This is a genomic window from Plantimonas leprariae, assembly GCF_008802405.1.
GTDB classification, from domain to species: Bacteria; Pseudomonadota; Alphaproteobacteria; order Rhizobiales; family Rhizobiaceae; genus Plantimonas; species Plantimonas leprariae.
Window position 1 is genome coordinate 234,252 of the sequence record NZ_VZDO01000002.1, and the last position, 25,688, is coordinate 259,939.

General features: G+C 67.5%; 26 protein-coding genes and 1 other RNA gene. 10 read left to right on the forward strand and 17 right to left on the reverse strand.

Features of this window, described 5'->3' with window-relative positions; all coding sequences use genetic code 11:
• Positions 1-121: 121 nt before the first annotated feature.
• From hflC to F6X38_RS03695, 4 genes are all read right to left on the reverse strand, one after another.
• The gene (gene hflC, locus F6X38_RS03680) at positions 122-1,072 is read right to left on the reverse strand and encodes a protease modulator HflC (RefSeq protein WP_150968187.1); all 951 of its coding nucleotides are present in this window, start codon (positions 1,070-1,072) and stop codon (positions 122-124) included.
• Complete coding sequence (hflK, locus tag F6X38_RS03685) at positions 1,069-2,283, reverse strand: FtsH protease activity modulator HflK (protein ID WP_150968188.1); 1,215 nt, start codon at positions 2,281-2,283, stop codon at positions 1,069-1,071. The genes hflC and hflK overlap by 4 nt, the downstream gene beginning before the upstream one ends.
• A 168-nt stretch (positions 2,284-2,451) precedes the next feature.
• Positions 2,452-3,117, reverse strand: a complete 666-nt coding sequence (locus F6X38_RS03690) for a dihydrofolate reductase (RefSeq protein WP_161992603.1) — start codon at positions 3,115-3,117, stop codon at positions 2,452-2,454.
• 148 nt (positions 3,118-3,265) lie between these two features.
• Positions 3,266-4,060: a thymidylate synthase gene (locus F6X38_RS03695; RefSeq protein ID WP_150968190.1), complete on the reverse strand. Its 795-nt coding sequence runs from the start codon at positions 4,058-4,060 to the stop codon at positions 3,266-3,268.
• 124 nt (positions 4,061-4,184) lie between these two features.
• On the opposite strand from F6X38_RS03695, the gene ssrA reads away from it, so the two are divergent.
• From ssrA to F6X38_RS03715, 4 genes are all read left to right on the forward strand, one after another.
• Positions 4,185-4,544, forward strand: a transfer-messenger RNA (tmRNA) gene (gene ssrA, locus F6X38_RS03700).
• Positions 4,545-4,602: 58 nt separating this feature from the next.
• Positions 4,603-5,193, forward strand: a complete 591-nt coding sequence (locus F6X38_RS03705) for an SspB family protein (RefSeq protein WP_150968191.1) — start codon at positions 4,603-4,605, stop codon at positions 5,191-5,193.
• A 7-nt stretch (positions 5,194-5,200) separates the two neighbouring features.
• Complete coding sequence (locus tag F6X38_RS03710) at positions 5,201-5,410, forward strand: DUF4169 family protein (protein ID WP_150968192.1); 210 nt, start codon at positions 5,201-5,203, stop codon at positions 5,408-5,410.
• A gap of 6 nt (positions 5,411-5,416) precedes the next feature.
• Entirely contained in the window at positions 5,417-5,665 is a 249-nt protein-coding gene (locus F6X38_RS03715; RefSeq protein WP_246191180.1) for a ribbon-helix-helix domain-containing protein, read from the forward strand.
• Here F6X38_RS03715 and F6X38_RS03720 read toward each other — a convergent pair.
• Positions 5,662-9,642: an AsmA family protein gene (locus F6X38_RS03720; protein WP_343033188.1), complete on the reverse strand. Its 3,981-nt coding sequence runs from the start codon at positions 9,640-9,642 to the stop codon at positions 5,662-5,664. The two genes, F6X38_RS03715 and F6X38_RS03720, sit on opposite strands and share 4 nt — an antisense overlap.
• Positions 9,643-9,747: 105 nt before the next feature.
• Here F6X38_RS03720 and F6X38_RS03725 point away from each other — a divergent pair, with 105 nt between their 5' ends.
• Positions 9,748-10,821, forward strand: a complete 1,074-nt coding sequence (locus F6X38_RS03725; RefSeq protein WP_150968195.1) for a serine/threonine protein kinase — start codon at positions 9,748-9,750, stop codon at positions 10,819-10,821.
• Here the strand turns inward: F6X38_RS03725 and F6X38_RS03730 are convergent.
• A complete protein-coding gene (locus F6X38_RS03730; RefSeq protein WP_150968196.1) occupies positions 10,818-11,696 on the reverse strand; it encodes a dienelactone hydrolase family protein in 879 nt (292 codons plus the stop codon). The genes F6X38_RS03725 and F6X38_RS03730 overlap by 4 nt on opposite strands.
• A 113-nt stretch (positions 11,697-11,809) precedes the next feature.
• Here F6X38_RS03730 and F6X38_RS03735 point away from each other — a divergent pair, with 113 nt between their 5' ends.
• A complete protein-coding gene (locus tag F6X38_RS03735) occupies positions 11,810-14,527 on the forward strand; it encodes an ATP-dependent helicase (RefSeq protein WP_150968197.1) in 2,718 nt (905 codons plus the stop codon).
• Positions 14,528-14,530: 3 nt separating this feature from the next.
• Here F6X38_RS03735 and F6X38_RS03740 read toward each other — a convergent pair whose 3' ends face one another.
• Both F6X38_RS03740 and F6X38_RS03745 read right to left on the reverse strand, forming a co-directional pair.
• Positions 14,531-14,812, reverse strand: a complete 282-nt coding sequence (locus F6X38_RS03740; RefSeq protein WP_246191181.1) for a CopG family antitoxin — start codon at positions 14,810-14,812, stop codon at positions 14,531-14,533.
• Positions 14,809-15,090, reverse strand: coding sequence for a toxin (locus F6X38_RS03745; protein ID WP_150968198.1), 282 nt, complete (start codon positions 15,088-15,090; stop codon positions 14,809-14,811). Before F6X38_RS03745 ends, F6X38_RS03740 begins: the two co-directional genes overlap by 4 nt.
• An 84-nt stretch (positions 15,091-15,174) precedes the next feature.
• Between F6X38_RS03745 and F6X38_RS03750 the strand changes: the two genes are divergently transcribed.
• The 3 genes from F6X38_RS03750 to F6X38_RS03760 all read left to right on the forward strand — a co-directional run bounded on the left by F6X38_RS03750 (position 15,175) and on the right by F6X38_RS03760 (position 17,291).
• The gene (locus F6X38_RS03750) at positions 15,175-16,278 is read left to right on the forward strand and encodes a calcium:cation antiporter (protein ID WP_150968199.1); all 1,104 of its coding nucleotides are present in this window, start codon (positions 15,175-15,177) and stop codon (positions 16,276-16,278) included.
• A gap of 125 nt (positions 16,279-16,403) precedes the next feature.
• Positions 16,404-16,895, forward strand: coding sequence for a BA14K family protein (locus F6X38_RS03755; protein ID WP_246191182.1), 492 nt, complete (start codon positions 16,404-16,406; stop codon positions 16,893-16,895).
• A 183-nt stretch (positions 16,896-17,078) separates the two neighbouring features.
• Positions 17,079-17,291 (forward strand): hypothetical protein, encoded by a 213-nt coding sequence (locus tag F6X38_RS03760; RefSeq protein ID WP_150968200.1) that lies wholly within the window; start codon positions 17,079-17,081, stop codon positions 17,289-17,291.
• Positions 17,292-17,306: 15 nt separating this feature from the next.
• Here the strand turns inward: F6X38_RS03760 and F6X38_RS03765 are convergent, their stop codons facing one another.
• The 4 genes from F6X38_RS03765 to F6X38_RS03775 are packed head-to-tail and all read right to left on the reverse strand — an operon-like array spanning position 17,307 to position 20,194.
• Positions 17,307-18,179 (reverse strand): 50S ribosomal protein L11 methyltransferase, encoded by an 873-nt coding sequence (locus F6X38_RS03765; RefSeq protein WP_150968201.1) that lies wholly within the window; start codon positions 18,177-18,179, stop codon positions 17,307-17,309.
• A gap of 13 nt (positions 18,180-18,192) precedes the next feature.
• Positions 18,193-18,792 carry an SCO family protein gene (locus F6X38_RS03770; RefSeq protein WP_202617923.1) on the reverse strand — a complete coding sequence of 200 codons (600 nt, stop codon included), beginning with the start codon at positions 18,790-18,792 and terminating at the stop codon, positions 18,193-18,195.
• Positions 18,793-18,817: 25 nt separating this feature from the next.
• Positions 18,818-18,961 carry a hypothetical protein gene (locus F6X38_RS23245; protein ID WP_161992604.1) on the reverse strand — a complete coding sequence of 48 codons (144 nt, stop codon included), beginning with the start codon at positions 18,959-18,961 and terminating at the stop codon, positions 18,818-18,820.
• Between the two features lie 15 nt (positions 18,962-18,976).
• Positions 18,977-20,194: an MFS transporter gene (locus tag F6X38_RS03775; RefSeq protein ID WP_150968202.1), complete on the reverse strand. Its 1,218-nt coding sequence runs from the start codon at positions 20,192-20,194 to the stop codon at positions 18,977-18,979.
• Positions 20,195-20,332: 138 nt separating this feature from the next.
• On the opposite strand from F6X38_RS03775, the gene F6X38_RS03780 reads away from it, so the two are divergent.
• Positions 20,333-21,301 carry a Tim44 domain-containing protein gene (locus F6X38_RS03780; protein ID WP_150968203.1) on the forward strand — a complete coding sequence of 323 codons (969 nt, stop codon included), beginning with the start codon at positions 20,333-20,335 and terminating at the stop codon, positions 21,299-21,301.
• Positions 21,302-21,364: 63 nt separating this feature from the next.
• Here the strand turns inward: F6X38_RS03780 and fdhA are convergent, their stop codons facing one another.
• From fdhA to F6X38_RS03805, 5 genes are all read right to left on the reverse strand, one after another.
• On the reverse strand, positions 21,365-22,552 hold the full coding sequence (gene fdhA / locus F6X38_RS03785; RefSeq protein ID WP_150968204.1) for a formaldehyde dehydrogenase, glutathione-independent: 1,188 nt from the start codon (positions 22,550-22,552) through the stop codon (positions 21,365-21,367).
• Between the two features lie 138 nt (positions 22,553-22,690).
• Positions 22,691-22,987 carry an AzlD family protein gene (locus F6X38_RS03790; protein WP_150968205.1) on the reverse strand — a complete coding sequence of 99 codons (297 nt, stop codon included), beginning with the start codon at positions 22,985-22,987 and terminating at the stop codon, positions 22,691-22,693.
• On the reverse strand, positions 22,984-23,676 hold the full coding sequence (locus F6X38_RS03795) for an AzlC family ABC transporter permease (protein WP_150968369.1): 693 nt from the start codon (positions 23,674-23,676) through the stop codon (positions 22,984-22,986). Before F6X38_RS03795 ends, F6X38_RS03790 begins: the two co-directional genes overlap by 4 nt.
• 79 nt (positions 23,677-23,755) lie before the next feature.
• On the reverse strand, positions 23,756-24,451 hold the full coding sequence (locus tag F6X38_RS03800) for an ABC transporter ATP-binding protein (RefSeq protein WP_150968206.1): 696 nt from the start codon (positions 24,449-24,451) through the stop codon (positions 23,756-23,758).
• The gene (locus F6X38_RS03805) at positions 24,448-25,674 is read right to left on the reverse strand and encodes a lipoprotein-releasing ABC transporter permease subunit (protein ID WP_150968370.1); all 1,227 of its coding nucleotides are present in this window, start codon (positions 25,672-25,674) and stop codon (positions 24,448-24,450) included. Before F6X38_RS03805 ends, F6X38_RS03800 begins: the two co-directional genes overlap by 4 nt.
• Positions 25,675-25,688: the final 14 nt, after the last annotated feature.

Sequence of the window (25,688 nt, forward strand, 5' to 3'; positions counted from 1 at the left end):
CCGGACGCCGCGTCTTTTCGAGGCAAGCCGAAAGATGCGGCGGGATCAAGCCTCTTCCAGATCGCAATCGTCATCCGGCTCGTTCAAAAGAACCGGATGACGGGTTCGAGCGCGCCGGGTCCTATTGCGGCGCGGGCGCGGCCGGCGGCGCCGGAGGCGTGCCCGCGGGTGCAGGCGCTGCCGGCGGGGGTCCGCCGCGTCCGTCCGAGTTGAAGTAGCGGAAGAACTCGTCGTTCGGCGACAGCATCATCGTGGTGCCGCTGCCGAGCGCGGTCTTGTACGCCTCCATCCGCCGGAAGAAGTCGGCGAAGTCCGGATCGCGGCCATAGGCTTCCGCGAGGATGCGGTTGCGATCCGCCTGCCCCTGACCTTCGAGCACCGCGGCATCGCGCTGCGCTTGCGCCGTGAGGGTCACCCCCTCGCGATCCGCCGCGGCGCGGATCTCGCGCGCCTTCACCTGGCCGTCGGCGCGCAGCCGCTCGGCCTCCGCCAGACGTTCCGCCGACATCCTGGCATAGGTGCGCTCCGACACTTCGGGCGTCAGATCGGTGCGGCTGATGCGCACGTCTTCCAGCGTGATGCCGAGGCCGGAGGCTTCCGGCCGAACCTGATCGCGAACCTCGACCATCATCTCGGCCCGCGCCGCCGAAAGCGCCGCATCGAACGAGCGGCGGCCGTAGGTCGCCCGGATCGCCGAGTTGAAGCGCGTCAGCAGCCGTTGTTCGGCGACGTCGAGCTGGCCGCCCGAAACCGCCTGCCGGAACTTCCGGGCATCCGAGATGCGGTACACCATGAAGGCGTCGACCTCGTAGAAGGCACCCGAATTCACCTGAACGCGGATATCCGTCAGGTCGGAACGAAGGAGGCGCGTCGGCAGCTTCTGCACGTTATCGGCGCTGGCGAAGGAGAACGGCAGCTTGGCGTAGAGGCCGGGTTCCTCCAGCACGCGCTGGATCTGACCGAAGCGCAGCACCACTGCCTGCTCGCCCTGACGGACCACGAACAGCGAGTTCCACACGAAGAACAGCGCGACGACCGCAAGCACGAGCACGCCGTAGAAACGGTTGGTCATCGGGAAACCTCCTGACCACCGGTGCTGAAGGCGGTGCCTCGATCCACGTTGCCGAGAGCGTTCAGCCGGGATGCCCCCGTGGACTGGAGCGGCGGCGCGCCGCTGAGGCTCGGATTTGCCGGCGGGCTGTTCCCTTGCGTCTGCGGCAACTGGTTCAGCGGCAGGTAAGGGACGACACCGTTCGTGCCGCTCTGGCCGTCGACGATGAACTTGTTCGACCTCTGCAAGGCATTCTCGATCGTCTCCACCCAGATGCGGCGGCGCGTGATGTCGGGCGCGACGCGATACTGGTCGAGGATCGAGGCGAAGCGCTGCGATTCGCCTTCCGCCTCCTGCGTCACGCGGTCCTTGTAGGCGGCGGCGTCCTGGCGCACCTGCACCGCCTCGCCGCGCGCGTCGCCGAGCTTCTTGTTGCGGTAGATGTTGGCTTCGTCGACGAAGCGGTCCTGGTCCTGCGCGGCGCGCTGCACCTCGTCGAAGGCGCTCGCCACCTGCTGCGGCGGCGCGGTCTCCTCGATCGAGACGGCGTTGACGCGCACGCCCGAACCGTAGCGATCCAGCGTGTCCTGCATGATGCTGCGCACCTGCTCGGCGATCGAGGCGCGCGCGTCGCGGAAGAGGTCGTCCACCGGGTTCCGCCCGACGATCTCGCGCATCGCGCTGGACGCGGTCTGGCGCAAGAGACCCTGCGGATCGGCGACGTTGAACAGGTATGATTGCGGATCGGTGATCTGGTAGAGGACGGCGAACTGGACGTTCACGAGGTTCTGGTCGCCGGACAGCATCAGGCCCGACTGGCCGGCACCCTCGTTGCCGAGCACGAGCTGGTTCTCGACGGCGGGGACGGTCTCGAAGCTTTCCAGCGGCCAGGCGGTGAAGGCGAGGCCCGGTTCGACGAGTTCCTGCCGCGGCTTGCCGAGAAACACCTTCACGCCGTACTCGCCGGGCTGCACCATGTGCACGGCGTTCAGCGCCCAGGTGATGCCGAGGACGGCGATGAGCGCCGCGCCAAAGGCGAAGCCGCCGCTGGAGCCGGAGCCGCCGGGCAGCGCCCGCCGCAACCGGTCCTGCCCGCGGCGCAGGATGTCTTCAAGGTCAGGCGAGTTGTTGTTTCCCGGCCGGGGAGATTGGGGACCCTGCCCCCAGGGGCCGCCGCCGCCGCTATTGCCGCCGCGCCAGCCGCCTCCCCCCGTTTGGTTGCTCCAGGGCATCTCGTTCCTTCCGCCTGATACGAAACGCGCGGGCCGTTGCCCGCGCGCCGTTTGCCGAACCTCTCGCACTTATAGGAATGGCCCTCCGGCCTTTCAACGAAGCCGGGACGAAATGCGGCGGCAGCCGGGCGTTATGGTGAGCGCGGCGTTCAGCCCTGAAACCTGTACCTAAACCGACTCGAGTTCGAGTTGCCGCTCCGGTTCAGATTTGATCACAACTTCTAAATATGGCTCGATGAGCCCCACGAGAGCAGGGTTTGATTTTAGGAATTTATCTCTGAATACAGTTCGTTGGACGTTTATCTTGCGCATATAGCAAATCATACTAAAGTCATATTCATCAAAGTCCGATTTCTTGTAGTCATCCTTTCGAAATTGATCCCATTCATTAGCGCCAAAATTTACATCGAATCGCGCGTCGCCAGAAATTCCGCGGTCATGCACCTCAGTTAAAAAGACCTTATTAATATACGGCAAGAACATAGTGTATATCTGCTCTCCTCCTATTACAAAAAAGTCCTTTTTTTGCAGTAGAATGCTTTTAGTTTCAGCGAGCAGTAGCGCGGTTTCAACATTCGATGCCCACTCGACACCCGGAGCGTCAACTTCGGAACGAGAGAGAACGATGTTCGTTCGATTAGGAAGCGGGCGGCCGATCGACTCAAACGTCCGTCGACCCATGATAATGACGTGGCCTTCCGTACGCTGCCGGAACTTCTTCAGGTCAGTACGTAAATGCCAAGGCAGGCGATTGTCTCTGCCTATGACATGCGACTCCGCACTACGCGCAACGAGCGATGTGGCAGATGGAAGACGGACTCTTATTTCCGACAACGTACTTCCCCGATCAAAGCTTGTTATGATCCGGGTCAGCGTAATCAGAAACCGTTGAAGAACGGGGATATCGGGGATTTTTTAACCCTACTCGATTCGCAGCGGTAATTTTCGATGAAAATTGTCGCAGCAGATTAGGACTATTTTATCAGACGGCGACCTTCGCCGCGATGTGGCCGTGCGCCTCGTAGCCTTCGATCGCGATGTCCTCGAAGCGAAAGTCGAAGATGTCGCGGATTGCCGGGTTCAGCCGCAGCTTCGGCAGCGGCAGCGGCTCGCGCGTGAGCTGCAACCGCGCTTGCTCGAAGTGATTCGAGTAGAGGTGCGCGTCGCCGAGCGTATGGACGAAATCGCCGAGCTCCAGCCCCGTCGCCTGCGCCATCATCGCCGTCAGCAGCGCGTAGGAGGCGATGTTGAAGGGCACGCCGAGGAATACGTCGCCCGAGCGCTGGTAAAGCTGACAGGACAGCCGGCCGTCCGCGACGTAGAACTGGAAAAGGCAGTGGCACGGCGGCAGCGCCATCTCGTCGACCAGTGCCGGGTTCCAAGCGGAGACGATCAGCCGACGCGAGTTCGGATTACGGCGGATATCGTCCTGCAGCTTGGCCATCTGGTCGATCGTCCCGCCGTCGTAGGTCGGCCACGACCGCCATTGCGCGCCGTAGACAGGTCCGAGGTCGCCGTTCTCGTCGGCCCATTCGTCCCAGATGCGCACGCCGTTCGCCTTGAGATAGGCGATGTTCGTGTCCCCCTGCAGGAACCAGAGCAGTTCGTGGACGATCGAGCGGATGTGCAGCTTCTTCGTGGTGACGAGCGGGAAGCCTTCCGCGAGGTCGAAGCGCATCTGCCGCCCGAACACGGCGCGCGTGCCGGTGCCGGTGCGGTCGGGACGGTCGGATCCGTTCGCCAGAACGTCGGCGAGAAGGTCGAGATATTGCCGCATGGATGCTCCGGCCGCTGCCGCGCGATCTAAGCCGCTTCCGCGTTAAGACGGCGTTCACCGCGCCGCAAGACGCAAGGCGAACCTATCCCCTGGCTTGCAAGATCGTTCGCTTGTCCGCGATCGCGGACTTTTCCCCGCGATCCGAAACGCCTATATAGAACGCGCCGGCCGCAAGGTCGGCTATGGCGATAAACGGTCGATGCAATAATCCATTCGGACCCGGGGGCGGTACCCGGCGCCTCCACCCCAAGGCCTCGCAACCCGAGACCTTGCGGCGGGGGCGAAACAGGATCGACGAGGGTGTAAAGATCGAACTTTCGCTCGGCATGGTACCGCCGTTATCGGGCTAAATTTATAGTTGCCAACGACAACTATGCGGAAGCCCGTCTCGCTGCTTAATGCAGCGCGATAGCTTCAAATCAAGCCCTGCGGGTTCGCACTCGTAGGCGGGGTCCGGAGGCACCTGGCAACAGAAGCCTCCACTTGCTTTTCCACCGCCTGCCGGGTTCAAGGGGCCGGGTTGGGCGGTTCAAGGCGTTGCGATGGGTCAGGATCTGATACGCTACGACATACTGGCGCAGGAAGCGCTGCGGGGGGTGATCCGCAAGGTGCTGGGCGAAGTGGTAAAGACCGGCCTGCCGGGCGACCACCACTTCTTCATCACCTTCCTGACCTCCGCGCCGGGCGTGCGCGTGTCGTCGCGGCTGCGGGAGAAGTATCCCGAGCTGATGACGATCGTGATCCAGCACCAGTACTGGGATCTCGCCGTCACCGACACCTCCTTCGAGGTCGGGCTGTCCTTCTCGGACATTCCCGAGCGGCTGCTCGTGCCGTTCGCGGCGATTCGCGGCTTCTACGATCCGGCGGTGAACTTCGAACTCGAATTTGACGTGCGGGACGTCGATGCCGCCAACGCGCCGGTCGCGGAAACCGCGCCGACGCCGCTCGCCCTCGCGCCGGTCGCCGACGATAAGGCCAAGAAGGCGACGATGCCCGCCAAGCTGCCGGCCAAGACGGCCGGCAAGGAGAAGGCCGAAGGGTCGGACGATTCCGCCAAGAAGCCTGCCGGCGACGGCGAGGGCAAGAAGGCGGCCGACGTCGTTTCGCTCGACGCGTTCCGCAAGAAGACCTGATCGAAGCGTGGGCGAGGTCGTCAACCTCCGCCAGGCGCGCAAGCGCGCCGCCCGCTCCGCGAAGGACGAAAAGGCAGCGGCCAACCGAGCGCTGTTCGGCCGCTCGTCCGCCTCGAAAGAGAAGGTCCGCCGCGAAACCGAACGGGACGTGGCGAGGCTTGACGGCCACCGGCTCGACCGGCCCCGCGATCCGACCTCGGGCGATGCGACCGACTGAGCCGGATTGGATTCCGTCGCTGCGATGAAGCGCTCCGTCTCCATCCAGGGGCATCAGACTTCGATCAGCGTCGAGGACGCGTTCTGGACGGAGTTCCGCGCGATCTCGGCGCGGCAAAACCGTGCCCTCGCCTCGCTCATCGCCGAGATCGATGCGGCCCGCCCGGCCGACGCGAACCTCTCCTCGGCCATCCGACTGTTCGTGCTGGCCGATCTTCGTCGTCGGCTCGCGGAGGCGGAAGCGACTTCTTCCTAGAAGTCGTAAGGCTGGCGAACGCCCGGCAGCGTCGGAACGGTCGCGGTCGCCGGCGGATTGGGTGTCGCCGCCGTCGGCGGCAGTTCGAAGTTCGGGATCGCGGGCGCCTGCGTCTGCTCCTGCTGCGCCTGCCGCGCGCGGGCCCGTTCCGCCGCCGCTCGAGCTCGCTCGGCGGCCATTCTCTGCACTTCCGCGGCCCGCTGCGCGTCGGCCGCTTTTCGCGCCTCGGCGGCGCGTTGCGCGTCCTCCTCGCGCTGCCGGTCCTCGCGGACGTTGCGTTCGAGACGGACGCGCTCGGCCGTCGCGGCCGCCTCGTCCTGCGCCGCCCGATCGGCCTCCCGCCACCGATACAGCCGGGCTTCGCGGCGGAGCCGCAGCTTCTCCTGCAGGTTGCTCTGGATCGCTTCGACGCGCACCTGCTCGCGCTCCAGCGCCCGCACCGCCAGGAAGTTCGCCAGCGCCTGCACATCCGGGGTCAGCGTCGGGCGCGCCAGTGTGCCGCCGAGCCCGTACTGGATCGCCGGTGCCGCGCCCTCCACCGCCTCTTCGCCCGGATCGAGATCGAGGCGGAGCGAGCCTGACAGGCCGTCCTTCGCCAGATCGATCGCGCCTTCCGCCGTCAGCGTCTCGCCCGGACGCGAGACAGCCACCGCCGGGAAGCGCACGACGCCGCCGATGACGGAGATGTCGGCCGAGGCCTTCGGCACCAGATAGGACGCATCGCGCGAGGCCTCCGCGACGATGCGGGCGACGTTCCCGGGCGTCGCGTCGAACCCTTGCGCGTCTGCCGCCGACAGCGCGTTCGCCAGGAGGCCTGGCTTGGTCCCGGCGAAGGCCGCGTCCTCGACCGCGACGTGGCCCGCGCCGGTCATGGCGGAGAGGATGCCGGCATAGGACTGTCCCGAGCCGTCGAGCTTCAGCGTCGCGTCCAGCGTTCCGAGGACGCCGGGAGGCTTCGCATCGCCGTCCTCCGATTCCACGTCGTCCTCGGTCGGCAAGGCGAAGCCGTTCGTCGCGAGAGCGCCGAGATCGAGCCCCTGCAGATCGGCGCTCGCCGAGAAGGCCCCGACACCGTCCGCGTTGCGGAACTGCAGGCTGCCGGTGCCGTAGCCGCCGCCGAAGGTGCCGCGCGCCTCGCTGAGCGTCACCTCGCCGGGCGCCACGTCGACATGCGCCGCGGCTTCACCGACGGCTCCGCCGCCGCCGAGATCCATCCGGTCGGCGGTCACGTCGACCGCGAATCGCCCGACATCCTGCAGCGGCTTGCCGAAATTCGCTTTCGACCATTCGTCCGGGTGCGCCGGGTCGACCGGCGCACGGTTGTAGACGAGCGACGCCAGCCACGGCACCGAGAGCTGCGAAAAGAACGCGGTGCCGGTGACCGGGCCGCCCGGCGTCTTTTCGAGCTCGGCCGACAGATCGACAGCTCCGACGCTGCCTTCGAGATCGCGCAGGCTCGCCTTCCCGTCGCCGAACGCGAGGTTGCCGCCGAACGCGATCGGCAGGGCGTCGACGCCGGCGGCGCCGAAGGCGGTGCCCGTCGAAAGCAGCCAGGGCGAAGCGTCGTCGCTCTTCGCCGACACCGCGAACTCGCCGCCCCGGATGCCGGCGGGCGAGATGTCGAGCGTTCCTTCCGCCGCGATCTCCGAACCCGGCGCCCGCAACGCGGCGCTCGCCGCCACCGGGCCGGATGCGCCGGCCGAGAGCGAGACTTTCAACGAAAGCGGCGACGGCGTCGCCACAGGCAGCGCTTCGACGCCCAACTGCCCCAACAGTTCGTTCGGCTCCGCGCTCGCCAGCGCGAGGTCCGCGCCGAACCGCCCCGCCTGCCCGCCGGCATAGATGCCGTTGCCGAGCAGCAGGGAGAGCGAGACGTCGGTCTTCGCCGCACGCCCCTTCACCGAGATGCCGAGCGTCGGCCGCTCGCCGATCTCGCCCGGCGTCGTCGCGGCCGTGCCTTCCAACCGCAGCGGCCCGAGCGTGGACGCTTGGCGCTGGAGGGCGTCCAGCGCGGGGCTCGGCGGCAGGCGCTGCGACAGAAACCCGATGAGTTCGCTCGGCGCGGCGGAAGCGAGCGTCACGTCGAGGCGACCGCCGAGCTCCCGGCCGAAGCCGACGAGCGTTCCCTTCGCGGTGATGTCGCTGGCGGCGAGCCCTTTCAGGTCGCCGCGTGCCACCGTCAGCTTCCGGCCGTCGAAGGCGAGGTCGGCGTCGATCCGGTCTGCGCTGGTGCCGGCGAAGGACACCGGCCCGGCGGCAAGCTTGAGGCTGCCGCGCCGGGCGTCCGCGAGCGAGTCCGCATCACCGGTGAAGAGGCGCGACAGCGCGACGCCGGCGTCGAGATCGATCCGGCCACCCGCGAGGTCGGCGTCGATCGTTCGCTCGCCGGCCTTGCCGGAGCGCTGCAGGTTGCCAGTCAGCCGGTCGCCGCCGACATCGATCTCGAGATCCGTCAGCGACTGGCGCGTCGGCGAAAGGTCGACGGTGGCGGAGAAGCCGGCCCCGTTCAGCGACCGCACCGAAGGGTCGACATCGCCCGTCAGCCATTCGGAGAAGCCGGAAGGCTGGCGCGAGGCGACGAGCAGCGAGCCGCGGAAATGCGTCTCCGGCTGCAGGTCGAGAAGGCCCGCCGCCTCCATGCGCGTGCGGCCCGGCAGTTCGGCCTGAAAGCGCTGCACGGACCAGCCGTCGCCGGCCGGGAAGGCGTCGATCGCGAGGTCGCGGATCGTCGTGTCGCCGGCGACCACGACCGGCAGGGTGAGCTTGATGCTGCCGGGAACCGCCGGCTTCGGCACCTGCAGCAGCAGCGCCCGCGCCGCATCGAGCCGGCTTTCGAACGTAGCGCTTTGCGAGCCGCCGCCGTGGGGGGCGATCGCATCGATATCGATCTGCTCGCCGGCGAGGACGACCTGGAAGTTCGCCTTCTCGCCGCCGGCCAGCGAGCCGGAACCGGTGAGGATGTACGGCTTGTCCCCTTCCCCGACGGCGATCCGCAGATCGGTGACATCGAGCGAGCGCGGCCCCGCCGCGAGGTTTCCCGTCGCCGCGAAGCGCGGGAGCGCCGAAGATTTCGCGATGGCAGGCGGCGGCGCCGCGCCGCCCGATCCCTGCCCCGCTTCTTTCGGCGCCAGCGTTTCCGCGCGCAGCGATCCCTCGAAGCGCGGCGCGCCGTCCTTCACCGTCGCACCGCCATCGGCGGTCACCGTGACGCCCGCGACCGTATCGTCGAGCGTCAGCTTCATCGGCAGACGCCCGTCGGCGTCGGTCTGGCCGGACGAGAACTGGAAGGCGAGAGTGCGATCGTCGGCGCTGAGCGTGCCGCCGCCGGACGCCGGTCCCACCAGCGACTGTGCGGCGAACGTGCCGGCGACGTTCGTGAAGGTCCGGGTCTGCCGGGTCTCTTCGTCCTCGATCAGGATGGTGCCGTTGTCGACCGTGATGCTCTCCAGCACCACCGCGGCTCGCGTCGGCAAGCTGCCGCCTTTCGGCAGGAAGGCCAGCCGCCCGTCGCCACCGACTTCGAGCCGCAGCACCGGGTCCTCGACGCGCATCGAGAAGATGCGGATCTCGCCGGACAGATAGGGCGCGAGTTCCGCGTCCATGCGGAAATGCTTCGCCGTCATCAGTGGCCGGTCGCCGGGCTTCCCTTCCACCTCGACGTCGGCGAAGGTCACGCTCGGGAACGGCAGCAGCCGCACGGCCGCGTCGCCGCGCACGACGACGCGCTGACCGAGGATGCGGCTCGCCTCCCGCTCGAAATCGGCGCGGTAGGCGGTCCAGTCGATGAAGGGCGGGGCGATCAGCGCGCCGAGCAGCGCCAGGACGAGCAGTCCGCCGACCGCGATGAAAGCCTTGATCAGTTCTCCCGCTCCCGTGCGATGTTTTCCCGCCGCGATCAGCAGGATAGCCGGAAATCCGCGCGGAATGTCGATCCGCCTCCCCGTCGTCAGGGTCGAAAAACTTGCGGAGACGTAAATTTGCCGCGACCGGGCGGTGACGTCACTCCGGTCGCCCCCGCGCTTCCATCGCCCCGATCATCCGGCTATGGCAGGCGCCGACCGTTCGACACTTGTCCGGAGAGCATGGCGAAACGACCGATCCTATCCGCGCCGTTCGTTCCGCGTGCCGTGCTGAAGCGCGACGTCTTCAGCGAGATCAGCGTCGGCGCGCTGGCGGATCGGCCCGAGGCGAGCGTCACCTATCGGCGCGTCGCGCATTCGGCGGCATGGTCGCGGCCGCTCGCCTGGGTGCTCGCCCGGCGTGAGATCGCCGCACTCGTCGCGCTGGACGGCATCGAGAACACGCCGCGCCTTCTCGGCGTGGATCGCACCGGCCTCTACCGTTCGTGGATCGAGGGCGCGCCGCTGCACGTGGCGAAGCCGTTCGGCGACGAGGCCTACTTCCGCGACGCAAAGGCGCTGCTGCGGCGCATGCATCGCCGCGGCGTGACGCATAACGACTTGGCCAAGCCGCAGAACTGGCTGGTGACGGCCGATGGGCGGGCCGCGCTCATCGACATGCAGCTCGCCAGCGTCTTCGCCAAACGGACTAAGCTCTTCCGCGTCATGGCGCGCGAGGACCTCCGCCATCTCCTCAAACAGAAGCGGACTTGGTGCCGCGAAGCCCTGACGCCGGCCGAGAAGCGTCTGCTCGCCCGCCGCAGCCTGCCGGCCGATCTCTGGATGCGGTCGGCGAAACCCGTCTACAACGCCGTGACGCGGGGGCTTTTCCACTGGTCCGACGGCGAAGGCACGGGGGATCGGATGGATACCGACGGGACGGCCATCGCGGCGCGCCTCGACGCCGATCCCGCGATCCGCGCGCATGCGATCCTGCCATTTCCCTACCCACGCAGCCGCGGCGGCGTCGGCATCTACGCTTTCATCGAATTGGCCGAAAAAGACGATCCGGAAACGCTGGAAGGTCGCATCGCTGACGGGCCGCAGCCGCGGCCGGATCTGGTGCAGGTCGTCGCGAAGCTGCCGCGCGACGCAAATGGCCGGGTGCGCGACGACCTGCTTCGACTCGTCGCGATCAACCACGTCGAGGCGATCGACAGCCTCGGAGCGGACCCGGCGACGCTCGACCTGATGCGCGGCATCGCCGCCGGCCGCCGCAACCTCACCGACCGGCGACTGAAGCCGTCCGTCTCTTAAGTTCTTAGCTTCTCGGTCAGGAACGTCGTCGTCCGTTCCCAGGCCAGATCGGCCGCTTTCTTGTCGTAGCGCGCCGCCGAGGTGTCGTTGTTGAAGGCGTGGTTGACGCCGTCGTAGACGAAGATCTCGTGCTCGACGCCGGCCTTCTCCAGCGCCGCGCGATAGGCCGGGATGCCGGCGTTGATCCGCTCGTCGAGCCCGGCGTAGTGCAAAAGCATCGCGGCCTTGATCTTCGGCACATCCGCAGCGTCCGGCTGCTGCCCGTAATAGGCGACGCCGGCCTTCAGGCCGGGCGCTGCGACGGCGAGAGCATTGACCAATCCGCCACCCCAGCAGAACCCGACCGCGCCGACATTGCCGCTCATGCCGTCGACCTTCGCGAGCCAGCCCACCGTGTCGACCGCTTCCGCGAGCGTCCGCGGGCGCTCCAGCTTGCCGATCATGTCGCGAGCCTGATCCTCGTCGCTCGGCGTGCCGCCGGCCGAGGACAGGAAGTCGGGCGCCAGCGCGGCGAAGCCGGCCTTCGCCATGCGGCGCGTCACATCCTCGATATGCGCGTTGAGGCCGCGGTTCTCGTGGATCACCATCACGGCCGGTAGCGCGCCGGCGGCATCCGCGGGGCGGGCGAGATAGCCCTTCATCTCCTGTCCGTCGGCCGTCCAGGTCGTGCGCTCGATCTTCAGCGACGCGTCGTTCTCCGGCACCATCGCCGCCGCCGCGGGCGAGGCTCCGATCAGCGGCGCGACCGTCGCTGCGGCGGCTGCGGAACCGGTCAGCGCCGTCAGCTTCTCCATGAAACCACGCCGGTCGAGCGTCAGATGCGTGTACTCGTCGTAGGCGTCGATCATCGCCTGGGTGATCTTCGGCGCGGCCATCGGCGGTTCCTCCTTCGTCGCCCTTGGGGGTGGCCGGACCGTGACCCTTCGCGCCGCGCAAGACAAGCGTCGTTCCACTAGTGTTCTTCCGCCGATCGATTAAATAGACCGTGATGACTGGCCCCGACGACTCCCCGCGGCCGCCCGCCGGCGCCTCTGAGCGCCGCGGCGGCGGCATCGCAGCGCGCGCCCTCGCCGCCCGCGGCGGACCACCCGCTCGCAGCGTCGAGGCCGGCTACCTGACCGGCCTCAACCCCGAACAGCGGCAGGCCGTGGAGACCACCGAAGGCCCGGTTCTCGTCCTCGCCGGCGCCGGCACCGGCAAGACCCGCGTCCTGACCACGCGCATCGCGCACATCCTCGCATCGCGCCTCGCCTACCCGTCGCAGATTCTCGCCGTGACCTTCACCAACAAGGCGGCGCGCGAGATGAAGACGCGCATCGGCCTCTTCGTCGGCGGCGAGGTCGAGGGCATGCCCTGGCTCGGCACCTTCCATTCGATCGGCGTGAAAATGCTGCGGCGGCATGCCGAACTGGTGGGGCTGAAGTCGAACTTCACCATTCTCGACACGGACGACCAGATCCGGCTGATCAAGCAGCTTATCCAGGCCGAGGGTCTCGACGACAAGCGCTGGCCGGCGCGCGCCTTCGCGCAGATGATCGACGGCTGGAAGAACAAGGGCCTGACGCCGAAGGACATTCCCGAAGGCGACGCGCGCGCCTTCGCCAACGGCAAGGGCCGCGAGCTCTATGCCGCCTATCAGGCGCGGCTCACCAGCCTCAACGCCGCCGACTTCGGCGACCTCCTGATGCACCCGATCGCGATCTTCCGGGCGCATCCGGACGTGCTTGCCGACTATCACAACCGCTTTCGCTACATCCTCGTCGACGAGTATCAGGACACCAATGTCGCGCAGTATCTCTGGCTGCGGCTGCTCGCGCAGCGCTCGCGCCGGACGGGCGACGACATGGAGGAGCCGATCAACGTCTGCTGCGTCGGCGACGACGACCAGTCGATCTACGGCTGGCGCGGCGCGGAGGTGGACAACATCCTGCGCTTCGAGCGCGACTTCCCCGGCGCGACGGTGATCCGGCTGGAGCGCAACTACCGCTCCACCGCGCACATCCTCGGCGCCGCCTCGCACCTCATCGCCCACAACGAGGACCGGCTCGGCAAGACGCTGTTCACCGATGCCGGGATCGACCCCGAGCACGAGAAGGTCGAGGTCAACGCCGCCTGGGACTCCGAGGAGGAAGCCCGCGCGGTGGGCGAGGAGATCGAGCAGCTCCAGCGCAAGGGCGCGAAGCTGAACGACATGGCCATCCTCGTCCGCGCCTCGTTCCAGATGCGCGAGTTCGAAGACCGCTTCGTCACGCTCGGCCTCAATTACCGCGTCGTCGGCGGTCCGCGCTTCTACGAGCGGCAGGAGATTCGCGACGCCCTCGCCTATTTCCGCTGCGTCGCGCAGCCGGCCGACGACCTCGCCTTCGAGAGGATCGTCAACGTGCCGAAACGGGGGCTCGGCGATTCGACCGTTCGGCTGCTCCACGATCACGCGCGCGAAAACGGCATACCCCTGATGGCCGCAGCGGCGGACCTCGCGACGACAGAGGAGCTGAAAGCGAAGCCGCGGCGGACGCTGGACGACCTGACGCGCAATTTCGCGCGCTGGAGCTCGCTGCTGCCGACGACCAAGCATACGGACCTCGCCGAGATGATCCTCGAGGAGTCCGGCTACACGGAGATGTGGCAGAACGACCGCTCGGCGGAAGCGCCCGGCAGGCTGGACAACCTCAAGGAACTGATCCGCTCGATGGATCTCTACGAGTCGCTGCCGGGCTTTCTGGAGCATGTGGCGCTCGTCATGGATGCCGAGCAGAACGTCGACCTCGACGCCGTATCGATCATGACGCTGCACTCCGCCAAGGGGCTGGAGTTCGAGACGGTGTTTCTGCCGGGTTGGGAGGAAGGGCTGTTTCCGCACCAGCGCTCGCTCGACGAGGGCGGCCGGTCGGGCTTGGAAGAGGAGCGGCGCCTCGCCTATGTCGGCATCACGCGGGCGAAGCGGCGGGCGAAGCTCTGGTTCGTCTCGAACCGGCGCATCCACGGCCTCTGGCAGTCGACGATCCCCTCGCGCTTCCTCGACGAACTGCCGGAAGACCACGTGGAGGTGAAGGAGGCCAGCAACTCCTACGGCGGCTACGGCCGCGGCGGCATGGGCGGCTACGGCGCGTCGCGCTGGGATGCGGACGCTTTCTCGACCACGTCCTACCAGACGCCCGGCTGGCGGCGCGCCCAGGCGGCGCGCGCCGGCCAGACCGCGCCGGATACGGCCTGGGGCTCGCGCTCAGGCCACAAGGAGCGCTCGATCAACTATGGCGAGAGCGGCGCTTCCGGCCCGGATGTCCGGCGCTCGTCGCGCGACGAGGAGATCGCCGCCAAGGCCGATCGCTACGCGCGGGAAAGCGAAGCGAAGGCGACCGGCCGGCCGGCGGAGGGACCGGCGAACGGTTTCGCCGGCCGGATGGAACGCTCCGGGCGGAACGTCTACGAACCCTCGTCCGGCAACGGCCGCGGCAGCAACCGCCCGCCGAGCCGCGGTCTCGGCTTCAACGCCGCGGCGCGCGACGGTGGCCCGCGCGAGATCGAAGGCACCCTCGTCGCGAAATCGGTCGCGACGGAGGAGAGCCGCTTCAAGGTCGGCGACCGGGTGTTTCACATGAAGTTCGGCAACGGCTCGGTCGCCGCCGTCGAAGGCAACAAGCTGACCATCGACTTCGATCGCGCGGGTCAGAAACGCGTGCTGGAAGGCTTCGTGCAGGTGGTTTGAGGCTCAACTCCCCACGTATTTGTGGAGGATCGAGTTGATCAACGTCTGATAGGGCATGCCCTCCTCGGCCGCCCGCGTCTTCAGCTTCGCGAGATCGCGCTCGGGGATCGAGATCGATATGCGCCGACGCTCGCCGTCGAGAGTCCCGCGTGCCAGCGAAGCCCATTTCTGCTTCTGTTCGCGCAGGTCGCCCTCGGGCTTCCATTCGCCCTCGTCGCTCGTCGTATAATCGTCCCGCTCGTCGTCGTGGACGATCGCACGCGGGTCGGAATGCCTTGGCTTCATTGCCTCTCTCCGAGAAACTCTTTGGTGGCGCGACGGCTCGGGAACATCGTCTTGAGAAAGACGCCGGCGTCACCTTCGACGAAAGGGACGACCCAGGCATAGCGGTCGATCTCGACGACCAGTTGACCTTGATGGGCATAGCGTTCGCGGTTGGGATGCCGGCGGACGGCGAGGAGATCACCGTCGGCAAGCGCGACGAGAACCCGTTCGAAGCCGAAGCCATAGCGCGTCCGCAACGAGGCGTTCTTTTCGGATCCCCAATCGATCGCCTCTCGCATGGAAGCGATATATCACCGATATATATACGCGAAAAGCGTGGCGCCCCTTGCCTCGCTGAGCTGGGACGCGAGAAAGGTAGCTAGATGAACCCATCCGGGCTGGTGAGATTGGCTGCCGCGTGGGGCACGGTCGCGTTCTTTCTCCTGTTCGGAAACGCCTTGCTGCCGGGCGCGGGCAACCCGTTCCTGGCGTCTTTCCTGTTCGTCTGGCTGCTCGGCGTCATCGTCTGGTCGGCCTTCGGCGTGGTGCACGAAGCGGAGGAGCTCGCCGAGCTTCTGGGCGAGCCGCTCGGCACCCTCATCCTCACGCTCGCGATCGTCATCATCGAAGTCGCGCTGATCGCCGCCGTCATGCTTGGGGCGAAGGAAGCACCGACGCTCGGCCGCGACACGATGTTCGCCGTCCTCATGATCGTCTTGAACGGCGTCGTCGGGCTCGGCCTGCTGATCGGCGGCCAGCGGCATCACCAGCAGTCCTACAACCTGCAGGGCGCGTCGGCCTATCTCGCGGTGATCATCCCGCTCACCGTCATCAGCCTCGTTCTGCCGAACTTCACCATCTCCACTTCGGACGGCAGCCTGACGACGCTGCAGGCCATCGCCTTCTCGATCTTCACCGTCGCGCTCTACGCGATCTTCCTCGTGCTGCAGACCGGCCGTCACCGGGAGTTCTTCATCTATCCGATCCCGGACGGAACGGCGGCGGGCGACGACCCGCATGTGCCGGGACACGGCCTCGGCGTCCTGCCGCACACCCTCCTGTTACTCGCCGCGATCCTTCCGATCGTGATCCTTTCGAAGAGCTTGGCGTCCCTGCTCGACTACGGCATCGCCGCGCTCGGGGCGCCGCAGGCCCTCGGCGGCATCATCATCGCGATGATCGTCTTCACGCCCGAGGGCATATCGGCGCTCCGCGCCGTCGCGGCGAACGAGTTGCAGCGCGCGATCAACCTCTGCCTCGGCGCCGCGACGTCCACCGTCGGACTGACGGTGCCGGCCGTGCTGTTCATCGGCCTTCTCACCGGGCAGCCGGTCATCCTCGGCCTGTCGACGACAAACATGGCGCTTCTGGCGACGACGCTGGTGCTTTCCACCCTCACCTTCTCCGGCGCCAAGACGACGGTGCTGGAAGGTGCGGTGCATCTCCTGATGTTCTTCGTCTTCCTCGTTCTGGTGTTCAGCCCGTGAAGCGGACCGCGAAACCGGAGTTCAGGACTGCGCTTTTCACGAACGCATGATCGCCCGGACATTGTGGTGGGAATTCCACGGCTTGCGACCATCTTCCTCGCAGGGACATGTCTGGAGGACTCTCGTTGAAGCTGTTCAAATCATTAGGCGGTCGCATCCTCGCCGTCGCCCTGGCCTTCACCTTCGTGCCGGCGGCGATGCCGGAGGGGACCCCGATCGTCGGCGTCTCGCAGGCGGAAGCGCAGGCGCGCTACCTCGGCCACGGGGACGGCTACCATGGCCATCGCCGGTTCTATGGCGGTGGACGCCATTATGGCGGCCCGCGCGGCTACTACGGCGGCCGGCGCTACTACGGGGGTCGACGCTACTACGGTGGCCGGCGCTATTACGGCGGGCGCCGCTACTATCGCCGGCATAACGACGGCGCGGCCATCGCCGCTGGCATCATCGGTCTCGGAGTCGGTGCGGCGATCGCCAGCTCGGCCCGGCCGCGCTACTACGACGGCCCGCGCTACGGCAGCGCCCATGCCCGCTCCTGCGCCGCCCGCTACCGGTCCTACGATCCCTATAGCAACACTTACCAACCGTATAACGGACCGCGGCGAATCTGCCGCTAGGAACGGCAGTTCTGCATAACTCGAAGGCGGGTCGACAGCGGCCCGCCTTTGCTTATAACCGTTGTAAGACGAGCACAGCCAGGATGTGGGAACCAGCCATGCGTTTTCGCGCATGGTGGAGTCGGAAGCGAGGAGGCATATCGGGATCGGGAGAACCGACAGAGGAAGACCCGGAGCCTTTCCATGACCATCCGCTACGCCGACCGCGCAACGCGCAACCATTCCCGGCAGAAGGGCCTCGGTTCCGAAAGCTTCGATCGCTTCATGGACAGCCGCGAGCGCCGTTCACCGCGTCGCGGCCTGCGCGCGGCCTTCACCTTCGGCGGTGCGTTCGGGGAACTCGCCGAGATCGAGCGGCGGTCCCTGCTCGACACCTTCGCTCCCGTCCGGAGCTGAGGCGCCCAGCCGGCCTCAACGAGTGAGGTGCAACGTCACCCACTCGTCCCGCCGGATCGTCCGGCGGTGGAACAATCCCTGGATCCGGTAGGCGGCCAGAACCGCGTCGCGCTGGCGGGCGAGAATGCCCGACAGGACGATGTCGCCGCCCGCCGCCAAGTGATGTCGCATCGACGGCGCGAGCCGCATCAGCGGCCCGGCGAGGATGTTCGCGACGATGAGGTCGAACGGCGCGGCGCGCAACACGGCCGGCCCCTGCAGGCCCATCGCCACCGCCGTCCGGACGAAACCGCTCGCGCGGTTCAGCTCGATATTGCTGCGTGCGACCGCGACGGCAACCGGGTCGATGTCCGTCGCCAGTACCGGCGCGCGGACGAGCTTCGCCGCTCCGATCGCCAGGACCGCGGTGCCGGTGCCGAGATCGAGCACGTTTTGGGGCCGTCGCCGGCGCGCGATCCGGTCGATCATCTCCAGGCAGCCGGCCGTCGTGCCGTGGTGTCCCGTGCCGAAGGCTTGACCGGCCTCGATCTCGATGGAGATCTCGTTCGGGCGCACGGAGGCCCGATCGTGCGATCCGTGGACGACGAAGCGCCCGGCGCGTACCGGCTTCAGGTCGGCGAGCACCTGCGCCATCCAGTCCGTATCGGGAATGTCTTCGCGTGATACCGACGCTTCGGACGCGGCCTTCGCCGCCTCGCGCACTTCGGCTTCCCGTTCCGGATCGGCGTCGCCGTCGAAATAAACGGACACCTCATGAATGTCGGCCGCCTCGTCGATCTCGATGACGCCGACCGGCGCACCCTCCTCCTCGAAGGCGCGATCCCAGGCATCGAAGATACCGCCGGCCTCGACCCTGCCGGCGCGCGTGAAGAAACGGGTCTGCGGCATAGGGTGTGGCGCCTCAGCTCGTCGCCGCGAGGCGTTCGAGCTTCTCCTTTGCCGTCTTCGAATCCTCGTCGTAGGCGATCGTGCCGGCGAAGCTGCCGCGCGCATCGAGCAGGAAGGTCGTGGCCGTGTGGTCCATCGTGTAGTCCGGTCCGTCGCCGACCTTCTTCCAGTAGACCCCCCAGCCCTTCAGCATCGCCTCCAGCCGATCCTTCGGACCGGTGATCGCCACGACGTCGGGCGAGATCGCACCGACGTAGTTCTTCAGCACTTCAAAGGTGTCGCGGTCGGGATCGACCGTCACGAAGACGATCTGGAAATCCTTGCCGCTCTTCTTCAGCTCCTCGCGGTAGGCGCCGAGTTCGGACAGTGTCGTTGGACAGACTTCGGGACAGTTGGTGAAGCCGAAGAACAGCGCGGTCGGCTTGCCCTGGAAGACCTTCTCGGTGATCGGCGCACCGTTGGCGTCGGCAAGCTGGAAGGGCGTGCCGTAGGGCGCATCCGCGCTTGCCGTCGCGGAGGGCGCGTTGCGCATCGCCACGACGGCGAGCGCCGCCCCCGCGAATAGCGCCACGGCGGCCCAGACCACGAGCCGAAATACGGCCAGCCTTCTCATTCTGTCGATCTCCAAGCTCGCTTCGTCATAAACAGTTCGCCCAGGCGGCTTCCGCCATGCGCAGAAAGATGGTCTCGCCGCGGCTCGCCCAGCCGCCGACGGCCGCAGCGGACAGCAGCAGGAGACAGACGAAGGCGAGGCCGCCGAGGATACGAGGCCGCGTGAGCATGCGGCACATATATGGTCAGCGCGCCGCTGACGCCACCGGCGCGTCACGCTCGGCGAAGATCGCATAGAGGAGCGCCAGCGACGGGAAGCCGATCCCCATCGCGCAGACGCCCGGCCAGCCGAACTGGTCCAGCACCGGGCTGGTCAGCGCCGAGCCGAGCGCACCGCCGGCGAAGAACGTCGCCATGTAGACGGCGTTCAGCCGGTTGCGAATCGCCGGATCGAGCTGGAAGATCTCGCGCTGGCCGATCACGAGGTTCGCCTGGACCCCGAGGTCGACGAGGATGCCTGCGACGACCAGCGCCGCGACCGAGTGCGCGCCCGCAAGAGCCAACGCGAAACCGAGGATGACGCAGCCCATCGCGAGCAGCGTGCCGCGCCGCGAATGGCCGCGGTCGGCGAGCCGCCCGGCCACCGGGGCGGCGAAGACGCCGAGCACGCCGGAAAGCGCGAAAAGCGCGATGCCGTTCTGCGTGAACTCGAAGGGCGGCCGCAGCAGGACGATCGGCGCGCCCGTCCAGAACAGCGAAAAACCGGCGAACATCGCGGCGTGGAACAGCGCCCGGCGACGGAGGACCGGTTCGGTGACGAACAGCCGCCCGAGCGAGCTGACGAGCTGGCCGTAGCTTTGCCGGTTCTCGGATTTCCGCCGCGGCAGGATCGCGACCGACACCAGCCCGAGCGCGACCACGGCGGCGGCCGAGGCAAGGAAGACGCCGCGCCAGCCGATGAGCTCGGACAGGAAGCTCGCGAGCGGTCGCGACAGGAGGATGCCGGCGAGAAGCCCGCTCATGACGTTGCCGACGACCCGGCCGCCCGCATCCGGGGGCGCGAGATGCGCCGCCAGCGGCACGATCATCTGCACCGCGGTCGACGTGATGCCGACGAGCAGCAGGGCGACGAACAGCAGGGCGAGGTTCGGTGCGAGCACGAAGCCGACGAGGCTCACCGCGTTCGCCGCCATGGTCGCGAGGATCAGCGTCCGGTTCTCGACCACGTCACCGAGCGGCACGAGCGCGACGAGCCCGAGCCCGTAGCCGATCTGCGTGGCGGTGACGATTGCGCTTTCCGCCGAGACGCCGAGCCCGACGTCCCGAGCGATCGGCGCGACGAGCGGCTGGGCGTAGTAGAGGTTGGCGACGAGCACGCCGCAGGCGAGCGCGAAGAACGCCGTCAGGCCGAAGCCGAGCCCGGCCTTCCCGCCGCTCGCGAGCGCTTGATTGGATGTCGACATGGCGGCGTTGCTAGGCTCGTCGCGCCGGGCGCGCAAGTCGATGCGACGCCGCGGCAACCATATTGGCGGCGAGCCCTTCGCAAGGCGGAGCCTCGTCCCCATATCGAGGCAGGAAAACCAGGAGGCAACGGACCTGAGATGATCACCACCCGCAAGACACGGCTGTTTTCGGCGCTCGCCGCGCTGGCCGTCGCCTTCACGATGGTGACGGTGGATGCGGCCGACGCCCGGCGTGGCGGCTCGTTCGGCAGCCGCGGCGGCCGCACGTTCCAGTCCGTGCCCTCCACCTCGACCGCGCCGAGCGTCGCCCCGGTGCAGCGCTCGATGACGCAGCCGGGCATGGCTGCATCCCGCCCGGCGGCGGGCGCCGCCTCGACGTTCAATCGCCCGAGTTTCGGCGGTTCGCTGATGCGCGGCCTGATGATCGGCGGCCTGATCGGCCTCTTGTTCGGCGGCGGCTTTGGCGGGCTCGCCGGCATGTTCGGCTTCATCATCCAGGCGTTGATCATCGCGGCCCTCGCGATGCTGGCGTTGCGCTTCTTCCGCTCGCGCCAGCAGGGTCCCGCGACGGCTGGCGGTCCGCAGGCCATGCATCGTTCCGGCTACGACGAGCGGCCGCAGAACGGGGGGCTGATGGGCGGCATTCCCGGTATCGGCTCGCGCCTCGGCGACGGCGGCAGTGGGCGGCGTACTGGCAACCCGGACGAGATCGGCATCGGCCAGCGCGACCTCGACATCTTCGAACGGCGTCTCGCGGAACTACAGGATGCCTATTCGCGCGAGGACTACGGCACGCTCCGCCGCATCACGACGCCGGAGATGATGGGCTACCTGTCTGAGGAACTCGGCCAGAACGCCTCGAAGGGCCTCCGGAACGAGGTATCGGACGTCCGGCTGCTCCAGGGCGATGTCGCGGAGAGCTGGCGCGAGGGTTCGAGCGACTACGCGACGGTCGCGATGCGCTACTCGTCCCGCGATGTGACGCGCGAGCGGAGTTCCGGCCGGGTGGTGCAGGGCGACGAGAGCCCGAGCGAATCGACCGAGCTCTGGACCTTCGTGCGCGAGCGCGGCGGCGACTGGACGCTTTCGGCGATTCAGGAGGCGTAAGCCCCATCGCCGTCGAACAGGAACACGGGCGCCTCGCGGCGCCCGTGTTGTTTGCGGAAAAGCTCAGGCGGCGCGCAGCATATCGTGCGGGTCGAGCACGTACTTCACCGCCGCGCCCTTGTCGAAGTTCTGGTAGCCGGACGGCGCTTCGTCGAGCGAGATGATCTTGGCGTTGACGATATCGGCGATCGGCAGACGACCGTGCAGGATCGCCATCATCAATTGCCGATTGTAGCGCAGCACCGGTGTCTGGCCGGTGTGGAAGGACTGCGCCTTCGCCCAGCCGAGTCCGAGCCGCAGCGACAGGCTGCCGACCTTCGCCGCCTCGTCCACCGCGCCGGGGTCTTCGGTCACGTAGAGGCCGGGAATGCCGATCGAGCCGGCGGCACGCGTGATCTCCATCATCTGGTTGAGGACGATCGCCGGCTGCTCGCCGCCCGAATGGCCCCTCGCCTCGAAGCCGACCGCGTCGATGGCGGCATCGACTTCCGGCACGCCGACGACCTCGGCGATCATCTCGCCGAGCCGGTCGTGCTTCGAAAGGTCGACCGGCACGAACCCCATCTTTTCGGCATGGGCCAGCCGCTCGGCATTGAAGTCGCCGATCATCGTCACCGCTGCGCCGAGAATCTGGCAGGAGGCCGCCGCGGCCAAGCCGACCGGGCCCGCGCCGGCGACATAGGCGACCGAGCCGACGCCGACGCCGGCCTTGATCGCGCCGTGGAAGCCTGTCGGCAGGATGTCGGAGAGCATCGTCAGGTCGCGGATCTTCGCCAGCGCCTGATCGCGGTCCGGGAACTTCAGGAGGTTGAAATCGGCATAGGGCACGGTGACGTAGCGCGCCTGCCCGCCGATCCAGCCGCCCATGTCGACATAGCCGTAGGCGCCGCCGGCACGCGAATCGTTGACGTGGAGGCAGACACCGGTATCGCCCGACTTGCAGGTGCGGCAGCGCCCGCAGGCGACGTTGAACGGCACCGAGACGATGTCGCCCTTCTTCAGCATCTCGACATCTGCGCCCGCCTCGATCACCTCGCCGGTGATCTCATGCCCGAGCACCAGTCCGGCGGGGGCGGTCGTGCGCCCGCGCACCATGTGCTGGTCGGAGCCGCAGATGTTCGTGGAGACGACCTTCAGGATCACCGCGTGCTCGATCTTGCGGCCGTGCGGATCCTCGAATTTCGGATCGTCGATGTCCTGCACCTCGACCTTGTTCGGCCCGAGATAGACGACGCCTCTGTTGCCTGCCATGTGGTGGCCCTCCCGTTTGATGCGTTCCGCCCGGCTTCATCTCCCGAACGAAGCGCGGATCGGGGGAGACTGTCAGCTTCGATTGCGGCGAAACGTCCATTCGGCGACAGCGGATGTCGGCAGGCGGATATGCTTCGCTCAGAAGCCCAGTGCGCGCATGCCGGCGACGAAGGCGGCCGACCCGAAGATGACGGCGATGTGCGGCAGGCGCAGCGCGGCGACGCCCGCCGCCACCAAGGTCAGCCGTTCCAGCCAGGTCCCGTCGACGAAACCCGGCACCGCCAGCGTGATCAGCACGGCCGCCGGCACCGCTTCCAGCGCCCGCTCGACGCGCGGCGGCAGCCTCTCGAAACGCGCCACCGCGAGATAGCCGCCGATCCGCGTGGCATAGGTCAGGATCCCGCCGCCGAGGATGATCCACCAGATCTGGCTCATCGCTCGGTCTCCGGCTCGGGCGTCTTCGGGTCGACGATCGCCGCATAGGCGATCCCGGCGAGGCCGCCGAAGGTCACGTGCCAGGGCGGGCCGACCGTGAGGTAGAGAGCGGCCGACGTCGCGGCGCTGATCGCGGCGACCGGCAGGAAGTTGGCACGCTTGCGGAAGTCCACGACGAGCGCCAGGAAATAGACCGGCAGGATGAAATCGAGACCGAGGGCGTGCGGGTCCTCGATCAGGCGGCCCGAGGCGTAGCCGAGCCAGCACGATAGGACCCACGCCACGTAGAGAATTACGGCGTAGATGAAATAGAAGGTCTTGGTGAGCGTCTTCTCCGCCGCCCGCGCTTCCGCCGCCGCGAAGGCCGGGTCGACCAGCAGGAAGAAGGCGGCAGCCTTCTGCAGCGGCGAGAATCGCGTCAGCAGCCGGCCGATCGAAGCGGAATAGAGCACGTGGCGAAAGTTCACCGCCACGATCGACAGGAGCACCACCCAGAGCGGCGCGCCGATCGCCACCATCTGCACCGCCGCGAGCTGGCTGGCCCCGGCATAGAGGAACGCGCTGAAGCCGAGGGTCTGCACCAGCGTCAGCTTGGCCTGGAAGGCGATCGTGCCGAAGACCGCGCCGAACGGCACGATCACGACGACGATCGGCAGAACCTCGCGCAGACCGGCGCGCGCTTCGTGCATGGATGACAAGGGAGGACCGGAGGCAGGAGAGACTTGCCCGCTTCTAGCGGGCGCGCCTGCCGCGGTCGAGCCTCGCGGCTTAGTCGAAGCTGTAGGGCGCGATGTGGCCGGCCTCGAGCGTCACCACCCGATCCATCCGCGCCGCGAGCTCGTGGTTGTGCGTGGCGATCAGCGCCGCGACGCCGGACTGACGCACCAGCGCCGTCAGCGCATCGAAGACGTAGTGCGAGGTCTTCGGGTCGAGATTGCCGGTCGGCTCGTCGGCGAGCAGGACGTACGGGTTGTTCGCGACCGCCCGCGCGATGGCCACGCGCTGCTGCTCGCCGCCGGAAAGCTCCGCGGGCCGGTGCGAGGCGCGCTTGCCGATCCGCATATAGTCGAGGAGCTGCTTCGCCCGCTCCGACGCCTCCTTGGCCTGGAGGCCGCCGATCATCTGCGGCAGCATGATGTTCTCCAGCGCCGAGAATTCCGGCAGCAGGTGGTGGAACTGGTAGACGAAGCCGATCGACTGGCGACGCATCTCGGTGCGGCGCGCGTCGTCCAGCCCGCTACACGCCTCGCCGTTGACGTAGACCTCGCCGGCATCCGCCCGCTCCAGGAGGCCGGCGATGTGGAGAAGGGTGGACTTGCCGGTGCCGGACGGCGCGACGAGCGCCACCATCTCGCCCGCCTCGATGGCGAAATCGACGCCGGCGAGCACGTCGAGACGCGTCTCGCCTTCGCCGAAATGGCGCGCGACCTTTTCGAGCCGCAGGGACTTCGCCGGACCGCTCATTCGTAACGCAGCGCCTCGACCGGATCGAGCTTCGAGGCCTTCCAGGACGGCAGGATCGTCGCGAGGAAGCTGAGACCGAGCGCCATGCCGATGACGGAGACGACCTCGGTGAAATCGATCTCGGCCGGCAGCTTCGACAGGAAATAGAACTGCGGGTTGAACAGAACGGTGCCCGACAGCCACGAGAAGAACTGCCGGATCTCCTCGATGTTGAGGCAGAACACGACGCCGAGCACGAAGCCGGCCAGCGTGCCGCAGACGCCGATCGACGCACCGGTGATGAAGAAGACGCGCATCACCGAGCCGCGCGTCGCGCCCATCGTGCGCAGGATGGCGATATCGCGCCCCTTGTCCTTCACCAGCATGAACAGACCGGAGATGATGTTCAGCGCCGCGACGAGGATGATCAGCGTCAGGATGATGAACATGACGTTCCGCTCGACCTGCAGGGCGGAGAAGAAGGCCTGGTTGTCGGTCTGCCAGGTCGAGGTGTAGTTCGGCCGCTTCGCCGCCTCCTCGATCGGGCCCTGCAGGTCCTTCACGTCGTCCGGATGGTCGGTGAAGATCTCGATCGATGCGGCGCGCCCCTCTTGATTAAAGAAGAGCTGCGCCTCCGACAGCGGCATGTAGACATAGGCAGCGTCGAAGTCGGACAGGCCGATCTCGAAGATCGCCGTCACCGGATAGGCCTTGATGCGCGGCGTCGTGCCGAGCGGCGTCACGTCACCGTCCGGCGAGATGATGGTGATCTGGTCGCCGAGCTGCAGCCCCAACCCCTGCGCCAGCCGCGTGCCGATGGCGACGCCGCCAGCCTGATCGAAATCGTCGATGGTGCCGATCTTGATGTTCGAGGCGACGGGCTTCAGCTTCTTCAGGTCCTCGCCGCGAACGCCCTTCACGAGGCTGAACGACTTCACGTCCGACGGACCGGTGACGAGCACCTGACCGTCCACCACCGGCATCGCGAAGGAAACGCCCGGCACCTTCGACACGCGGTCCGTGACCTCGGCGTAGTCGGTCAGCGGCGTATCGATGTCGCGCAGCACGATGTGGCCGTTGACGCCGAGGATGCGGGTCTGCAGCTCGGCGCGGAAGCCGTTCATCACCGACATGACGATGATCAGCGCCGCGACGCCGAGCATGATGCCGACGAAGGAGAAGCCGGCGATGACCGAGACGCCGGCATCGCGCCGCCGCGAGCGCAGATAGCGGGTGGCGAGCATCCACTCGAAGCGCG

Bases quoted from the DNA above. Each gene is read 5' to 3' on its own strand.
- hflC (WP_150968187.1), bottom strand. From the start codon at position 1,072: ATGACCAACCGTTTCTACGGCGTGCTCGTGCTTGCGGTCGTCGCGCTG.
- hflK (WP_150968188.1), bottom strand. From the start codon at position 2,283: ATGCCCTGGAGCAACCAAACGGGGGGAGGCGGCTGGCGCGGCGGCAAT.
- F6X38_RS03695 (WP_150968190.1), bottom strand. From the start codon at position 4,060: ATGCGGCAATATCTCGACCTTCTCGCCGACGTTCTGGCGAACGGATCC.
- F6X38_RS03705 (WP_150968191.1), top strand. From the start codon at position 4,603: ATGGGTCAGGATCTGATACGCTACGACATACTGGCGCAGGAAGCGCTG.
- F6X38_RS03725 (WP_150968195.1), top strand. From the start codon at position 9,748: ATGGCGAAACGACCGATCCTATCCGCGCCGTTCGTTCCGCGTGCCGTG.
- F6X38_RS03730 (WP_150968196.1), bottom strand. From the start codon at position 11,696: ATGGCCGCGCCGAAGATCACCCAGGCGATGATCGACGCCTACGACGAG.
- F6X38_RS03735 (WP_150968197.1), top strand. From the start codon at position 11,810: ATGACTGGCCCCGACGACTCCCCGCGGCCGCCCGCCGGCGCCTCTGAG.
- F6X38_RS03740 (WP_246191181.1), bottom strand. From the start codon at position 14,812: ATGAAGCCAAGGCATTCCGACCCGCGTGCGATCGTCCACGACGACGAG.
- F6X38_RS03745 (WP_150968198.1), bottom strand. From the start codon at position 15,090: ATGCGAGAGGCGATCGATTGGGGATCCGAAAAGAACGCCTCGTTGCGG.
- F6X38_RS03750 (WP_150968199.1), top strand. From the start codon at position 15,175: ATGAACCCATCCGGGCTGGTGAGATTGGCTGCCGCGTGGGGCACGGTC.
- F6X38_RS03760 (WP_150968200.1), top strand. From the start codon at position 17,079: ATGACCATCCGCTACGCCGACCGCGCAACGCGCAACCATTCCCGGCAG.
- F6X38_RS03765 (WP_150968201.1), bottom strand. From the start codon at position 18,179: ATGCCGCAGACCCGTTTCTTCACGCGCGCCGGCAGGGTCGAGGCCGGC.
- F6X38_RS03770 (WP_202617923.1), bottom strand. From the start codon at position 18,792: ATGAGAAGGCTGGCCGTATTTCGGCTCGTGGTCTGGGCCGCCGTGGCG.
- F6X38_RS23245 (WP_161992604.1), bottom strand. From the start codon at position 18,961: ATGCTCACGCGGCCTCGTATCCTCGGCGGCCTCGCCTTCGTCTGTCTC.
- F6X38_RS03775 (WP_150968202.1), bottom strand. From the start codon at position 20,194: ATGTCGACATCCAATCAAGCGCTCGCGAGCGGCGGGAAGGCCGGGCTC.
- F6X38_RS03780 (WP_150968203.1), top strand. From the start codon at position 20,333: ATGATCACCACCCGCAAGACACGGCTGTTTTCGGCGCTCGCCGCGCTG.
- fdhA (WP_150968204.1), bottom strand. From the start codon at position 22,552: ATGGCAGGCAACAGAGGCGTCGTCTATCTCGGGCCGAACAAGGTCGAG.
- F6X38_RS03790 (WP_150968205.1), bottom strand. From the start codon at position 22,987: ATGAGCCAGATCTGGTGGATCATCCTCGGCGGCGGGATCCTGACCTAT.
- F6X38_RS03795 (WP_150968369.1), bottom strand. From the start codon at position 23,676: ATGCACGAAGCGCGCGCCGGTCTGCGCGAGGTTCTGCCGATCGTCGTC.
- F6X38_RS03800 (WP_150968206.1), bottom strand. From the start codon at position 24,451: ATGAGCGGTCCGGCGAAGTCCCTGCGGCTCGAAAAGGTCGCGCGCCAT.
- F6X38_RS03805 (WP_150968370.1), bottom strand. From the start codon at position 25,674: ATGCTCGCCACCCGCTATCTGCGCTCGCGGCGGCGCGATGCCGGCGTC.